11 protein-coding genes and 1 pseudogene are annotated in these 14,354 nt (G+C 56.3%); 6 read left to right on the plus strand and 6 right to left on the minus strand.

Going from position 1 to position 14,354, the window contains the following annotated elements:
* The coding region (locus E8A46_RS01850) for an EAL domain-containing protein (protein ID WP_291556616.1) at positions 1–606 on the plus strand (606 nt) is incomplete at its 5' end.
* A gap of 140 nt (positions 607–746) precedes the next feature.
* Here E8A46_RS01850 and E8A46_RS01855 read toward each other — a convergent pair.
* The gene (locus E8A46_RS01855) at positions 747–1,244 is read right to left on the minus strand and encodes a hypothetical protein (RefSeq protein WP_291556642.1); all 498 of its coding nucleotides are present in this window, start codon (positions 1,242–1,244) and stop codon (positions 747–749) included.
* Between the two features lie 749 nt (positions 1,245–1,993).
* Here E8A46_RS01855 and E8A46_RS01860 point away from each other — a divergent pair.
* Positions 1,994–2,581 carry a YqaA family protein gene (locus tag E8A46_RS01860; RefSeq protein WP_291556617.1) on the plus strand — a complete coding sequence of 196 codons (588 nt, stop codon included), beginning with the start codon at positions 1,994–1,996 and terminating at the stop codon, positions 2,579–2,581.
* 42 nt (positions 2,582–2,623) lie between these two features.
* Here the strand turns inward: E8A46_RS01860 and E8A46_RS01865 are convergent.
* From E8A46_RS01865 to E8A46_RS01875, 3 genes and pseudogenes are all read right to left on the minus strand, one after another.
* Positions 2,624–2,803, minus strand: a pseudogene (locus E8A46_RS01865) (transposase); the annotation flags it as partial.
* Between the two features lie 142 nt (positions 2,804–2,945).
* Positions 2,946–3,221 (minus strand): hypothetical protein, encoded by a 276-nt coding sequence (locus E8A46_RS01870; RefSeq protein WP_291556619.1) that lies wholly within the window; start codon positions 3,219–3,221, stop codon positions 2,946–2,948.
* 258 nt (positions 3,222–3,479) lie between these two features.
* Entirely contained in the window at positions 3,480–3,914 is a 435-nt protein-coding gene (locus E8A46_RS01875; protein ID WP_291556621.1) for a hypothetical protein, read from the minus strand.
* Positions 3,915–4,767: 853 nt separating this feature from the next.
* Between E8A46_RS01875 and E8A46_RS01880 the strand changes: the two genes are divergently transcribed.
* The 3 genes from E8A46_RS01880 to E8A46_RS01890 all read left to right on the plus strand — a co-directional run bounded on the left by E8A46_RS01880 (position 4,768) and on the right by E8A46_RS01890 (position 9,948).
* On the plus strand, positions 4,768–6,648 hold the full coding sequence (locus E8A46_RS01880; protein ID WP_291556624.1) for an AAA family ATPase: 1,881 nt from the start codon (positions 4,768–4,770) through the stop codon (positions 6,646–6,648).
* 174 nt (positions 6,649–6,822) lie between these two features.
* Entirely contained in the window at positions 6,823–8,628 is a 1,806-nt protein-coding gene (locus E8A46_RS01885; RefSeq protein ID WP_291556627.1) for a hypothetical protein, read from the plus strand.
* 606 nt (positions 8,629–9,234) lie between these two features.
* Complete coding sequence (locus E8A46_RS01890) at positions 9,235–9,948, plus strand: site-specific integrase (RefSeq protein ID WP_363250889.1); 714 nt, start codon at positions 9,235–9,237, stop codon at positions 9,946–9,948.
* Positions 9,949–10,108: 160 nt separating this feature from the next.
* Here E8A46_RS01890 and E8A46_RS01895 read toward each other — a convergent pair whose 3' ends face one another.
* Both E8A46_RS01895 and E8A46_RS01900 read right to left on the minus strand, forming a co-directional pair.
* Positions 10,109–12,289 (minus strand): ATP-dependent RecD-like DNA helicase, encoded by a 2,181-nt coding sequence (locus E8A46_RS01895; protein ID WP_291556633.1) that lies wholly within the window; start codon positions 12,287–12,289, stop codon positions 10,109–10,111.
* A 559-nt stretch (positions 12,290–12,848) separates the two neighbouring features.
* On the minus strand, positions 12,849–13,070 hold the full coding sequence (locus E8A46_RS01900) for a hypothetical protein (RefSeq protein ID WP_291556636.1): 222 nt from the start codon (positions 13,068–13,070) through the stop codon (positions 12,849–12,851).
* 344 nt (positions 13,071–13,414) lie between these two features.
* On the opposite strand from E8A46_RS01900, the gene E8A46_RS01905 reads away from it, so the two are divergent.
* A complete protein-coding gene (locus tag E8A46_RS01905) occupies positions 13,415–13,915 on the plus strand; it encodes a hypothetical protein (protein WP_291556638.1) in 501 nt (166 codons plus the stop codon).
* Positions 13,916–14,354: the final 439 nt, after the last annotated feature.

Consider the following 14,354-nt stretch of genomic DNA (forward strand, 5'->3'; position numbering starts at 1 on the left):
GCGGAAGACACCGGCCTGATCGTTGAGCTCGGCGAATGGGTGCTGAGAACCGCTTGCGCGGAGGCGGCCAGCTGGCCGGATCACATTCGCGTTGCCGTCAACGTCTCGCCGGTTCAGCTGAAATACCAGAGCCTGGCGCTGAAGGTCGTGGGCGCGCTTGCAGATTCGGGCCTTCCGGCAAGTCGCCTGGAACTCGAAATCACCGAGGCGGTGCTGATCCGCGACGACGAGGCGGCGCTGGCCATCCTGCATCAGCTCCGCGCCATCGGGGTTCGAATCGCGCTGGACGATTTCGGCACCGGCTATTCCTCGCTGAGCTATCTGAAGCGTTTCCCGTTCGACAAGATCAAGATCGATCGCTGCTTCATCAGCGACGTTGCGGAAATCGACGGCTCTTCGGCGATCGTGCAGGCGGTGGTCAATATTGCCGCCGCGCGCAACATGACAACGACCGCCGAAGGCGTCGAGACGCTTGCGCAAAAGGAGCGGCTGCGCGCGCTGGGCTGCACCGAGATGCAGGGCTATCTGTTCAGCGCCGCCAAGCCGGGTCCGGAGGTGAGGAAGCTGTTCGAGCCACGCGGCGCGCGCGCGGTGGGCGTGGCTTAGCCAGTATCAACCGATTTTAGCCGGGAAATGCATTCCCGGACCTTTCGCTTTAGCCCTTGCAGGCCGTTGCCGAGGCCCGGCCAATCGGCTAAATGCCCTCGATGCTGCGGGGCTCAGTTCTCGGAACTAAACAACGATCGCTACGCGCGCGACAATGAAATCGATGCGCCCTTTATTGCACCATCGGAGCTGATCGATACCGACTGTTTGTTCCCGTGTGTCGTCACAGAAAGTTTGGCTTTGAATGCTGCAGCACTGACAATGACGTCGAATTGACCATTGCCCGCGCGTCCCTCGACGCTACCGCCCACGTTTCGAGTGATCTCGTTCCATGATCCGGAAAGCGACCCGTCTTTCGCAAGCACATCGCTCTTCAGCTCAAACTTATAGCTGTCACTGGCGCAGACCAAGTTTTGATTGAGCCCTGTGCCATCTCCGCTGACAGCGTAGGTGGCACGGCAGCGGATCCGTTCGCTCCCTCCGCTGTCGAGTGAGATAGTGCCGCTTCCTGACCACACGCCAGCCATTTCGGCAAACGGGCCCGATCCAGCAAACGTCGTTGAGCTGGAACATAGCAAAGCTGCAAATAAGGTCGCAGCAATGATCCGGGGTCGCAAAGGTTTCGAACTAGCTTTCATGAGCATTGCGTTGAGCCTTTCAAGCTTGGTGGCAGAGCCAGCCCATCGAGTGAGCGGCGAAGTTGTTATGGCCGTGTCTAAAAAGCTCTTTCCTGGGCGGGAAGCCCCAGACAAAAATTGGCGTCGTATTGCCTGAAGTCGCTAGGGAGCCAAGGAAGGCGTGCCGAGTTCGATCAAGTGCCGAGGCAGCGTTTGGTTCCACAGCGATTTGTCTGGGGCATTAAGGGCGGAGCGCACCGGGCGCAAACAGGCACGAATCGACCCCGAATCCAGGACATCGCTCATCCGTAGCGGTCGTCGGGTGGCCCAGTCGTGCCGGGAGCACCTTGCTTCGGCTAACCAATCAGCTCGGTCAATTGTTTAAGTTATCTGCGTCTGTGCGGTAGTTTCAATACAGCTTCGGGAGGGGCGCACTATAAGATCACTTTACTGCGGCGTTGTTGCGGGTTTGATGGAGGGCGCGCCTTGCTCCCTCTCGCTTTAGCCCTTGCAGCCCGTTGCCGAGGCCCGGCCAATCGGCTAAATGAACCTCCACGCACCCGTAGCTCAGCTGGATAGAGCGTTGCCCTCCGAAGCTGGATCACCTCGATGGTGAAATTCCTTTGAAATCAAGCTTAGGCAATGGATTTAGGGGTCTCTCCCGCTCGGAGGCACACCCGGGCCACGCTTGTTTGCGTCTTTAGAGCTGACCTACTGCCCAGAGCTTCTAGCCCTTAGAAAAATACCTAACGTCCTTTAAAGGGAATTCAGTGCTTCGCGCGGTCTACGATTGGACAATAAAAAGGGCAGCTAGTCCTGCCGCTGAAACATGGCTTGCAATTATCGCGTTCGTTGAAAGCTCGATTTTTCTAATTCCGGCTGACGTTCTTTTTGTGCCTATGGCGATCGCGAGGCCGTCGAAAGCTTACCGCTATGCGTTAGTGGCTACCGTTGCGTCGACGCTCGGCGGCATCGCTGGATATTATCTTGGCCACTACGCCTACGAAGAGATCGCAAAGCCCGTGCTCGTATTTTATGGCAAGCTTGCGGTTTTCGAGCAATTGAGGTCATCGGCCAGTAAAGACGCGATTTTGCTGATGCTGGTAACTTCGGGCCTCGCTCACTTGCCTCCTATCAAGGTCGTAACGATTTTGTCCGGGGCGGCCGGAATCAACTTCGGCTTTTTTGTCGTCTCATGCATTGTCGCGCGCGGGATTCGCTTCTTCGCTCTCGCCTGGGCGCTCTCATACTACGGAGAAGCGATTCGTGATTTTATTGAAAGGCGATTGGGCTTGTTAGCAGGGGCGGCGTCCGCGGTAATCTTGGCTGTGTTTTTTGCAGTTCGGTATGTAATTTAAATCGATCTTCAAATGCAGTAGATGCATTAAGGCGATTTACCTGATCCCCACGAACCAGCGGAACAGAAGATCGAACTCCAGCCTCTCCATCAACTGGCGTTCCGAGCGGATCGAATAAAACGCTTGCAGCAACATCGCCCGCAACAGCTTCTCCGGCGGGATCGAGGGGCGCCCGATTGGCGAATAAACTCTCTCACACACCCCGCGAGGGTGCCTTCCCATATCTGCATGCTTCCGATGCTCTGCCCAGAACGCTTCACTTCCAGCGACTCCCATTTATGAAGAGTTGCCGGAAGGTCGTACAGGATCGGCTCGCTCGTTTGAAACATTAGCGCCTCGATTTCTTCGCCTTCTTTTTAGTAGCTTAGAGAAAATCCCGCAACCGGGCGAGTTCAACGATATGATCCGCTGACAAAACCGCGCGAACTAAATCAGACTGCGGAGCGGTATGCATCTCATACAGATCATGCTGATTTATAGGCATCGTAAGAAACTTCCGAATGCATTCATCGAGAGTGCCGTCAATTATCAAATAGGAACGGGCGCCGAGGGAGGCGCTAACGCGTTCGTTGTTGACGGACGGCCATTTTCGGAGAACTGCGGGAGCATCGAAATTGATTTGAACGCCGGTATCATCCATTCTTACCGCTTCGCCTTCTCGCCAATGCTACCGGTCGCAGTTTCAGCTTCACAGGTGGCTTTGCCTTGTTCCGCAGCCCGGCACTTGTAGAGGTTGCCGCTGAGCCGATCGACCAGCCACGCAACGTCTTCGTTGGAAGTCTCAACCGCGGTGAACCGCGTTCCGGCGGCGAACATGAGCGTAGAGAGTAAAATAGAAGCTGCAATTATCAACGCGCCAACGATTGAAGGGAACCTGGGGTAGGAACTTTCAGAATCCCTACTTCTTTGATTTTCGCTTAGCCTTCTTTGCTGATCGAACACTGGATTTCTTTGCTGTCTTTTTAGATTTCTTGGCTGCTGATTTTGTCGCAGCCTTCTTCGTTGTTTTTGTGGCCGCTTTCTTCGCAGGCGCCTTTTTTGCAAATATCTTCGCTGATTTTTCAGCGGTCTTCTTGACCGTTGTTTTAACGGTCGTTTTTGGCGCTTTCTTCGAAGTTGATTTCTTTCGAGGCGAGATTACCACAAACGGCGCCATCACGGGGTCAGATACAACCCCGTCACCAGCCATGCGCGTATACGTGACTGCCTCCCCGCCTGGCTTCAAGGGTTCGGGCTCCATCGCGTGTTTCGCGGCATCAGATACGGTGCTCGCGATGTCCTTTACTGTCTGCACGGTCTTCTCAACGATTGATTTTTCTTTATCGTCGTCCATGGCGCCCCTCCATTGGTCTGAAGCGTCACCATAGCTCATTTCTCCTTCAGGTTGCTCTGGTATTTTGGGAGGACGACCCCAAGAATTCATTCAGTGGGCCATATTACAGCGTTTTAAGGGCATCTAATCCCTCGTGTAATCGAGGGTTAGGCGTTTGGGATCTCTGAAGGTGCGGTCTTTCCTGTAAGCAGGCTGTAAGAGCCGTGGGCTGCAAGGAACGCTGCCAAAGCCTCAATCGCCATGACCTGGCCCAGGCTGGTGAGAGAGTTCACGTCCATCTTTTCGTGCGACCGACAAAGAAGACGGGCTCAAACCCCACTCCCTTCGTTTACTGCGGCCAAGTTGACTTCGTCTCCTGGAAGGGGGACGGACCCATCTCCATAACATGGCGATTGCGTGAAGCAGTTCCTCCCTCACTCCACGGTGTGCTCGGCGTGCCCTAATAGATGAAGCGGCGGAGCGTTCACAGCGGCACAATGACCGAACTTTCGGCTTACAGACGTCTCGTCCACGCAGATTGGAGCACCTCGCCAAACAAGCGCTGGGTAGCCGCCGCAGTTCGGAATTCGATCGGTTGGCGAGTTGGGCCCCCGTCAGGTCGACAATACCGAGCTATTCCTCGGCGATCTCCGGAAAGGACCTGGCCCAACGCTTGCAGGTTTCGATTTCCCGATTGGGTCGCCAGAGTCTTATGGTCAAAGGACGGGCCTGGCAGATTTCTGTAAAGAGCGCTACCTTAAACACGATAGACTGCCCCTCCGAAGCTAGCCTAAGTGTCGAACGTTCAATCTCCAAACCTCCTGCCGAATGAGCTTTGTCCGCCCGGGCGCAGAATAAGGATACCGTTAGTAGAATGCCTTCGCCGCCCGATTGGACGCTCGCGCTACAAAAACAACTCAATTCATTCGTTCGTGAGGCTTGGTTGGATTACCAGTCGAGCCCGCAATTTCGGAAAGCTTGGTGCATAGGCGAAGCTAAACAAGGAGAGATACGCGCTAGGATAGAGCAAGACATTCAGAATATGCCGCCCGACCGGGTTGAGTTTCTCGAGGATCTTTGCTTTGAACTGTCTTGGCAATTCTGCGTCCTGATATTGCCCGGCTTTATGAGCCAAACACGAAGTGACCCTGCGGAGGCCGTTCTGGATGGTCTTGCCACAGCAATGGGATCGATTCCCGAACGTTCAGCATCAAGAACAGAGTCAAAGCGACGTCTGACGGGCATTATCGATCAGTTGACTCAGACGCTCGACGAACTCGCGCGCGAGGGCCGAGAAACCGATCTTCTCGCATATTATGCCTCTGACAAATTGGCGACTCTATTGACCGCCTCCCCACTACGTGAGGGTTTCCTGCGACCGCTGCTCATCATGATAGCAATTCTTCTGGCAGTCTTTGAGAGATTTAAGAGTAATCATTTCGATCATCAGATCAGAACCTTTATGGGCCAGGTTTCCAAACTGACTGACCTATCGGCGGCCGATTTAACAAGTTTTGTCGGTGACGTCGCCGCGCAAGTTCGGACTGTTAGTTTCGAGGGAGAGGCGCTCAAACGTTCCGAAGAAGTTCTTCGAATGATGCGAGCGGGCATCCCAGCTCGCGGCATAAACGACCGCAAGAGTGACGCTGCACCCGCTGGAACGCCGCGACCCGAGGCGGCGAGCCGTGAACTGCCCTCGGTGCCCGCCACAGAATTGGACAGCGAATTCGACAAAGCCATTTCCGAGCTGACCGGCATGATTGGTTTGAGTGAGGTAAAGAAGGAAGTTACTTCGCTTGCGAATTACATCAGAGTTCAACAGCTACGGGCGGCAAATAATCTAAAGCAGCCCCCCATTTCGCTGCACCTCGTGTTTTCTGGGAGCCCGGGAACAGGCAAGACTACCGTCGCCCGCCTGGTGGCGAAGCTTTACAAAGCGCTGGGGATTCTTTCCTCAGGACACCTTGTCGAAACGGATCGAAGTGGCCTTGTGGTTGGTTATGTCGGTCAAACCGCGACTAAGACCAAAGAAGTGGTAGATAGCGCGATGGATGGTGTGCTGTTCATCGATGAAGCATACAGCCTTGTAAAGGACGCACCGTGGGACTTCGGTCCGGAGGCAATAGAAACACTTCTAAAGCTCATGGAAGATCACCGCGAGCGTCTTGTGGTGATCGTCGCTGGATATACGGAGCCGATGGCTGCGTTTATTGCTTCGAATCCCGGACTCCAAAGTCGGTTCACAAGGCGGATCGAGTTCCAAGACTATACGGCCCAGGAAATGCTTCAGATATTCGAGAGAATAGCCTACGTTCACAATTTCGAACTAGCTCCAGGTGCCGTCGGAACGCTTCTAGAATACTTCGAAAGTGTTGCAGGAGATGATGGATTTGGAAACGGGCGCGGTGTTCGGAACGTCTTCGAAGCCTCGACTATGCGCCATGCGAATAGAGTCGCCGCGATGGCGCAGCCCACTTATCTTGATCTAACGACACTCACCGAGCCGGACGTCTGCACTACCAAGCCTGGGGCCCGCGAAGTTGGCCCGATGGACGATCTATCTGCCGGGTATAACGAGGACGGGTTCAATGATCGCTCCCCGCAATCCGAGTCGGCATTTGAGATGGGCGACCGGGTATTTCACCAAAAATTTGGGTATGGCATTGTCTCCGAGATAGACGGGATCAAGCTGACGATTGAATTCGAGAAGGACGGACCACGACGGGTGGTCGATAGTTTCGTTGAAAAGGTTTGAGTTACGGCGACTGAGCCGTTGATTTGACCTCGGATACACAAATGAAAGTGGAAGGCTGGATCCTAAGTCAGCTTAGTTACCCTCCAACAAAGATGTGCACAACCCAGGGGTGATTGCCCGTTAGTCCGTCAATTTGGCTAACACGGGGCGGAAGGCGATTGGTGCACCAGCGCAATGCTTTACAAATGTCCACCGCTCTCGGATACCATCGTTTTTTCCGACAACGCGCGGCTAGCAGCGCGGCTTTCGTGCGTGCTTGCCAAACCAAGGGCATATCTTCCCGTCATCGACGGGCCCCGCATGCAGCGGCCCGATCGCGAAGCCGAAGTCATTCATCGCACCAACGCTGTAGCGCGTTCAAGGGCCAGACGTGTCTTTCTTGCCGGGCTTACGGATAAGTCTGCAGACGCACTTACGCAGAAACTGCCACGGGGGCGCTGCATCCGCGTTCACGAGGCCGACGACCTCGACGGCTTTGCGGCGGCGGGGATGGCGCTTGGGCCACCGCTGATCTGGGGTCGTGATCGTATCGGCATCGGGTTGCTTCAAGCGCTTCGCGGGCGGCGGCCTATCGTATTTGAGGATCGGGCGTCCCCAGATGGACATGTTCCACCGAAGCGAGACCATCTTGTCGTTTGCGAGGAAGGCGACGAGCTGGCGCAAGTCGTCGCGGCCAACTATGCCTACGCTTTGGGAGCTGGCTTGTTCTTGATTCAAGAGACCCCGAAAGACCACGTCGAGCAAATCATGGAGCGTTTTTATTCGGTCTATGAAAGCCGCGATCAGTCTCCATCACAGGCATTGTGTGAGCTTCGCGATGAGCTGCGAGGCATCGCGGCCGACGTTCCTGTTCCAAAGGACGGCTCAATCACTTTCATATCGGACGGCCTTCCCTTTGGATTCGCCTTCCCAGAGGTCCCGTCAACGCATCTCTTCAGCTATCCAGGCCTAGGGATCGCGACGCTTCACGGCTTCGCTGCCGAACAACAGGGCACCCGCGGGGTTCAAGTGGCGACGCTGGTCAACCCGGAAACAACGGCCGCACCCGAAATAGACGCGGCGGCAAAGATTCTGTCGCAGCAGCGGCTCTTTGTGCGCGTTTATCAGGGTCAAGGGGCTGATGTGACCTCGGTTTCGGAAATGATCGAACTCTTTCCCTATGACTTGTTGATCATTGCTACTCATTGTGGTGACGTTTCGGGCCATCATTGGACTTATGATTTCACTGATTCGGAAGGGCTCCCACGCAAGCTCGTTGTCGACATCGCGCTCGGGATTGGGCGGACAGAGGACGAAGATCTCCTACACGTCACGCAGTTCATGCGTTTCGTTGCCCTCGACGGCGTGCCATGGAATGACCGAGAGCAGAAAGCCAAACTCTATGTCGGCACTGCGATGACCGACTTCATGGACCTGACTCGCGATAGCAATGATGAAAAGTTACGGCCGACAATCAAGGACACGGTCTCCCGCGTTATCGGCTCGGCTGCAATGAAGATGCACGACAACAACTTCATTGCGCTGCCCCGCTCCCTCGCTAACGAAAGCACGCCGATTGTCATCAATAATGCATGCGTCTCTTGGCACAGGCTCGCAAGCAATTTTATGTTTGGCGGAGCGCGCGGATATGTGGGAACGCTCTTTCCCATCTCCACAACGGAGGCGGAAGAGGTGCTCTTACGGGCCCTTGGAAAGCACCATGGCAAGATGCTGCCGCATGCGTTCTGGTCGGCCCAGCGTGAGGCCTATGGCGACGGCCCGCGCCGGCCCTACGTCGTTGCGGGGGTTTACCCACAGCGCATCCGTGCGACCGTTGCCGACGTGCCAGCCTACATCACGAGTGAACTCAACCGCGGACGCGATGCCTGGACGAGGTATCGTGACCATGCCGGACCGCACGAAGCGCAACGCAAGCGCACCGTCGACGCCCATGTCAGGTTTTTCGAACGTCAGCTCGAGTGGTTTCAACGGCGGTGGTGATACCTTGGGGAAGTGACCGACATGTAATTCGGAACAGGCAGATCTAGGCGGCTCGCCTGCTCACAAGCCGAAACGAACATCTTTGATCAATCTGATGCGGCTTAGAGCTTTGCCTGCGCACGGCAACGCGTCCCGAGTGTGTCGCCACTCGACGATGACCGGACCTCCTTGATCCCATAGGTCTTTCCGAATCCTCGCTCAGGCTGTGGCTCAAACGCGGCACATCAGCGGCACAATGGTTTAGTTGCGGGCCGATAGGGATAGTCCTTGGCACCGAGTCGCTGGCGTCCTTCACTCAGTAAACAAGAGTGACTTGAGCAGCAGACAATGGCGACCATCAGAAAACTACGGGGTCGCTGGCAGGCACAGGTCCGACGTCGGGGCGTGGCACCGCGAGCCAAGTCATTCAACTCAAAAGCTGACGCCCAGCGCTGGGCCCAGGACCTCGAAGCGGAAGCCAACCGGTCTGGCTGGGTCGCTGATACGCGACTTGCTGAGAAAACGACGCTCCGAGAGCTTCTCACTCGTTACTGCGCTGAGGTGACGCCAGGCAAGCGTGGGGCTGTTTCCGAGGCATCACGGATTAACTCGATATTGCGCTGCCCCATGAGCCATCGGACCCTCGCCAAACTGACGAGCGCTGACATTGCGACTTATCGAGACGAGCGCCTCAAGAGTGTTGCGCCAGCCACAGTCGTCAGAGAGCTCAATACCGTCAGCCACGCTATCGAGATCGCGACCCGCGAGTGGGGTCTTTGGTTGCCTCGCAACCCCGTGAAGCTTGTCAGACGTCCCCAAGTCCCCCGAGGGCGCACTCGGCGCCTGAAAGCTGGTGAGGAAGCTCGTCTGCTCGCTGCATGTGACAGCGGGCGAACCCCCTTAATGAAGCCCTTGATCATTCTCGCCATCGAAACGGCCATGCGCCGGGGCGAAATGCTCGACCTACAATGGCAGCACGTCGACCTCGTTCGCTGCGTGGCGCACCTTCCCTTGACGAAAAACGGTGACTCCCGCGATATTCCACTGTCGCGGCGCGCGGTAGCGATCCTCAAAGAATTGATGGCTAACAAGGGTCGCGACGCTGACCGAGTTTTTCCGATCACGCCGAACGCTGTTCGTCTCTGTTTCGAGCATCTTCGGGTTCGAGCTGGAATGGATGACTTTCACTTCCACGACCTCCGGCACGAGGGCGTCAGCCGCCTATTCGAGAAAGGGCTGAATATCGCCGAGGTGTCGACGATTTCCGGGCACAAGGAGCTTCGTATGCTCCAGAGATACACGCATTTGAGGGCCGAGGACTTGGTGAGCCGATTGGGATGACCCTCGGCAAATCCGCAGCGCGGCACCTGCCAAGAATCGGCGGTCTAGTGGCCGACTGCCTGGGGAACACGAAGTCCTAGAAGGTTTTCCGGCCCCTATCCCTGTGCGTATTGGGTCGGCAGTGATTTTTTCCCACGGACCTTGGAACAAAACAACTCGTTTATGCGCCACGCAGCCATTCATTTAGTTTTGACCATCGTCTACGCCCAGAGACATTCCGAACAGCGATGGCGACAGCCTTCTTCTGACCGACCAGCACGACCAGTTTCTTGCCGCGGGTGACACCGGTATAGAGCAGGTTTCGTTGCAACATGGCGTAATGCTGGGTCATTACCGGAATCACAACCGCTTGGTATTCTGAGCCCTGGCTCTTGTGGATAGTCGCGGCGTAGGCAGGCACCAGCGTGTCGAGTTCGCCGAACGCGTAGGTGACGGCGCGGCCGTCGAAACTGGTCACAAGCTCCCCGTCGTCGAGATCGACCTCGTCAATGTATCCGATGTCGCCGTTGTAGACCTCCTTGTCGTAATCGTTCTGGATTTGCATCACCTTGTCGCCTGGCGCGAAAGTCCACCCGAAACGCTCGATCTTTTGGTCACCCGCTGGATTCAAGGCTGCTTGCAGCTCAATATTCAGCGAACGAGCGCCAACGCCGCCTCTGTTCATCGGGCAGAGGACTTGAATGTCGCGGATGGGATCGAAACCGAAGCGCGCGGGAATCCGGGTTTTCACGAGCTCGACGATGCGCTGCACGGCGATTTCCGGCTCTTCTGCTTGGACGAAGTAGAAATCGCTATCGTTTCCAGGCGGGCTAAGATCGGGAATTATGCCTTGGTTGATACGGTGGGCGGTGGTGATGATGCGGCTTTGTGCGGCCTGCCGGAAAACCTCGGTCAATCGGACCACGGGTATGGCGCCAGACGACATTATGTCCGCGAGCACCTGCCCCGGTCCTACGGAGGGGAGCTGGTCAATATCGCCAACGATCAAGAGAGCCGCGGTGGCAGGCACTGCCTTCATGAGCGCCTGCTTCAGCATGACGTCCACCATGGAAGCTTCGTCGATAACCAGCAGGTCACAATCGAGGGGATTGTCGTCGCCGCGCTTGAACCCTCCCGTCTTGGGGTCAACTTCGAGCAGCCGGTGGATGGTTTTGGCCTCAAAACCGGTCGCCTCGGTCATGCGCTTGGCGGCGCGGCCGGTTGGCGCACACAGCAGCAGCTCCACGCCTTTTGCTGCAAGGATCCGTAGGATGGCTTTGACGATAGTGGTCTTACCGACCCCTGGCCCTCCGGTCATCACCAGGGTCTTCGACATCAACGCGAGCTTAATGGCAGCGACCTGGCTTTCGGCAAGAGCAAGCCCGATCCGTTCCTCGACCCACGGCAAGGCCTTATCTGGATCGATCCACGCCCAGGGGAGCTTACCGTTGGCAATTTGAACCAGGCGTTCGGCAATGATGCGTTCGGCCCGATGCAGGCCGGCTAGAAATACACAACGTGTTTCGCCGACACTATCGGCAACGACGCTACCCTCTGATGTTTCGAGATTCAGCGCCGCCCGAACGAGTTCTACCGGAACCTCGAGCAGCTTCTCGGCCAACGGCACCAATTCGTCGGTCGGCAGGCCACAGTGCCCCTCGTCCATTGCCTCGGTCAGGGCAAACGAGATGCCGGCCCGGACCCGGATCATGGCTGTCTTCTCGATCCCGAGCTTCATGGCGATCGCGTCGGCTGTCTTGAAGCCTATACCCCGGATGTCCCTAGCCAGCCGATAAGGGTTCTCGGACATGACCTGCACGGCATCGGCGCCATAAGTCTTGAATATCCGCACCGCCCGCGCCGTGCCGACTCCATTGCTGTGCAGGAAGACCATGATTTCGCGAATGATCTTCTGGTCGGCCCAGGCGGTGGTGATGCGGCTGGCTCGGACAGCGCCGATGCCAGTGACCTCACGCAGGCGCTCGGGCTCCGCCTCGATCGTATCGAACACCTTCTCGCCGAAGGCGCGCACGAGCTTCTTGGCGTAGACTGGCCCAATGCCGCGTATCATGCCCGAGCCGAGGTATTTCTCGATGCCCTCGAGCGAGGTCGGCTCCGATGTCTTCAGAAACTTAGCCTTAAACTGTTGGCCGTGGGTGCGATCGTTGATCCACTCACCAGACGCCGTAATCCACTCGCCAGCGGAAATAACCGCGGCATGTCCGATCACCGTAACCAATTCTCGGTGCCCACGTGCCTTGATTCGCAGGACGCAAAAGCCGGATTCGTCGTTGTGGAAAGTCACGCGCTCGACCGGGCCCGCCAAGACTTCCTGCGTAGTTGGTTGAGGCTGAGGTTTCATTTAAAGCGCGCTTCAATGGTCGCGGGTGCGGAGATCAAAGGTGATGGGCTCAATATAGATTGAGGCCATTCCGCATCAGAATAAAGGGTGCTGTGACAGTTACCGGCCATCGAAGAAGAGCATCAAGCGCATGGTTGAGAAAATCCATGCACTGACGGACCTGAGACGAATCCATTCTGTGTATTCAGAAATTCTCCAATTTGAAATAAGTTCATAAAGCGACAGGGTGTGATCATTAAAAGGCGCTGTGGCTGCTTTGTGGCTTTGCGTGGGCAACTGAGTCAAAGGGCGCGCGATCAACTGTCTGAGCTGTGCGGTCGCGGACATCCGGGACTGGCTTGGTGGGACGGCTCCGGAATGGCCTTCTGACGGCTTCGACGTCGAAGCACCAACCGGACTCGACTCAGATCTCCCAAACTTTGACGCGAGTGCGAAGGTTCGAACGCTATAATAGCCAAACGAAAAGCCGCCCCTCCGCCGAGGGGCGGCCATTTAGAAGGATCAAAGCGTGATGTCGTCACGATCTGCCAAGGGCTATTATAGCGATAAAAGCGAACAATCACAGAAAGATCGGGGTGCGGGTGATGCTCTCCTCGCCGAGAATGTCACCGCGGGCCCGGTCGATGACGATTTGTTTTTCGATCTGCCCCCGGGCACCGAAGTTGAGTCGACCGACGAGATCATGGCTGCCCTCTATGCTACTGACGATGTTGTCACGCCTGATCCCGTGGCGCCCGTAGCTGACTGGTTGACCGATCTCCGTGAACTGGCGCGGAAGCATGGGCCTTTTTCGGCGGCCCAAATCCTCCGGATAGTGCGTGAGTTGGACGCTCCCGGTAGCGAGCCGAGCCGATGACCGAGCGGTCGAAAAATGTTTTAGCATTGCGGTCGAAAGATGTTTCGGCCCGTGAACGCCGATCCTCCGCAAACGATGCGATAATCATAACAAAAATGCGGTGTTTCCGGGTTGGCGACGATCCTCACGCCTCCCCATCTTCAGTTAGCGACCCTTTACCCTCTCTTACTACTCCTACATCCCTCCCTTCAGACTCTACAAAAGTCCGCGCGCCAGCTAACGACGACCTTATCCCAGTCTGGTCCCTTACCGGCAATGCCGTGACAGCATTGACCGCGACCGTGGCGTTACAGATCTCAGAAACGCCCGCTGTTGCGTTCACGTTCAATCTGACGCCGGATGCCATCGCTGAGGCTATGGCCGCACCTACGGGCTTCCTAGACTCCCTAAAGCGTTCTTTCGACCTGGAGCTAAAGCGGGCGCTAAAGGGTGCCGCTCTTCCCTATTGGTTCGTCATCGATGTTGAACATGGACGCCTTCACATTCATGGGGCCTTCCTTTCGCCAGCAATCAACCTCCCGGTGCTGCGCAAGATCAGGGACGCGATGAAGGTCGCGTGGGGTGAGTGGCAAGGTCCGGGCAAGCACAAGCAGCTTAGGTTCAAGCAGCTCTATAGCGACGATTGGGCAACCTATTGCCTGCGCAACCAGCGTGCGGTCGCCAAGATTATCGGTCCCCGCACCTTCACCATCAATCAGTCGCTACGTCGGGATGCGGAATGGGTCTACGCTGAAATTCGCCGGATCATGAGGGAGGGAGTTTATGCATGACATGCACACAACAGGAACTCGATGACGCCAGGGCTGAGGGTGTTCGCGCAGGACTATCAACGGCATTGAAAGCTGTTCAGGAGGAACTCGACCGCGCTCAGAGAGAGGTCGATTACGCGAATAAGGACACAAGCACGTTCGCGGCAGGCAATCGAGACCGAGCAATCTTGCGGCGGGACGTTCTCGCGAAAATTAGGGACGAGATACCCAAGCGCTAAGCGTGGAATAGCGTGTGAAATAGTCAATAACTACTTGTTTGACACGATTCAGCCGACCTGCGAATCAGGATGCGCGGATTACCCACCAGGCAAGAGAGCATCACACCATGGTTGAGATTTATATCGCAACTGCGAGAGCGAACCGCCTTGCTGAAGCTATCGCGGCCCTGGAGCCATGCTCCTTTCATGGACGTATCACGCCTGATCAGATCAAGATCGTC

The organism is Bradyrhizobium sp. (assembly GCF_004799445.1).
Classification (GTDB): domain Bacteria; phylum Pseudomonadota; class Alphaproteobacteria; order Rhizobiales; family Xanthobacteraceae; genus Bradyrhizobium.

What these genes read in the sequence shown, in the direction of transcription:
- E8A46_RS01855 (WP_291556642.1), bottom strand. Translation starts at nt 1,244, where the DNA reads ATGAAAGCTAGTTCGAAACCTTTGCGACCCCGGATCATTGCTGCGACC.
- E8A46_RS01870 (WP_291556619.1), bottom strand. Translation starts at nt 3,221, where the DNA reads ATGGATGATACCGGCGTTCAAATCAATTTCGATGCTCCCGCAGTTCTC.
- E8A46_RS01875 (WP_291556621.1), bottom strand. Translation starts at nt 3,914, where the DNA reads ATGGACGACGATAAAGAAAAATCAATCGTTGAGAAGACCGTGCAGACA.
- E8A46_RS01880 (WP_291556624.1), top strand. Translation starts at nt 4,768, where the DNA reads ATGCCTTCGCCGCCCGATTGGACGCTCGCGCTACAAAAACAACTCAAT.
- E8A46_RS01885 (WP_291556627.1), top strand. Translation starts at nt 6,823, where the DNA reads ATGCTTTACAAATGTCCACCGCTCTCGGATACCATCGTTTTTTCCGAC.
- E8A46_RS01890 (WP_363250889.1), top strand. Translation starts at nt 9,235, where the DNA reads ATGAGCCATCGGACCCTCGCCAAACTGACGAGCGCTGACATTGCGACT.
- E8A46_RS01895 (WP_291556633.1), bottom strand. Translation starts at nt 12,289, where the DNA reads ATGAAACCTCAGCCTCAACCAACTACGCAGGAAGTCTTGGCGGGCCCG.
- E8A46_RS01900 (WP_291556636.1), bottom strand. Translation starts at nt 13,070, where the DNA reads ATGCTTCCGCGCCAGTTCACGGAGATCGGTCAACCAGTCAGCTACGGG.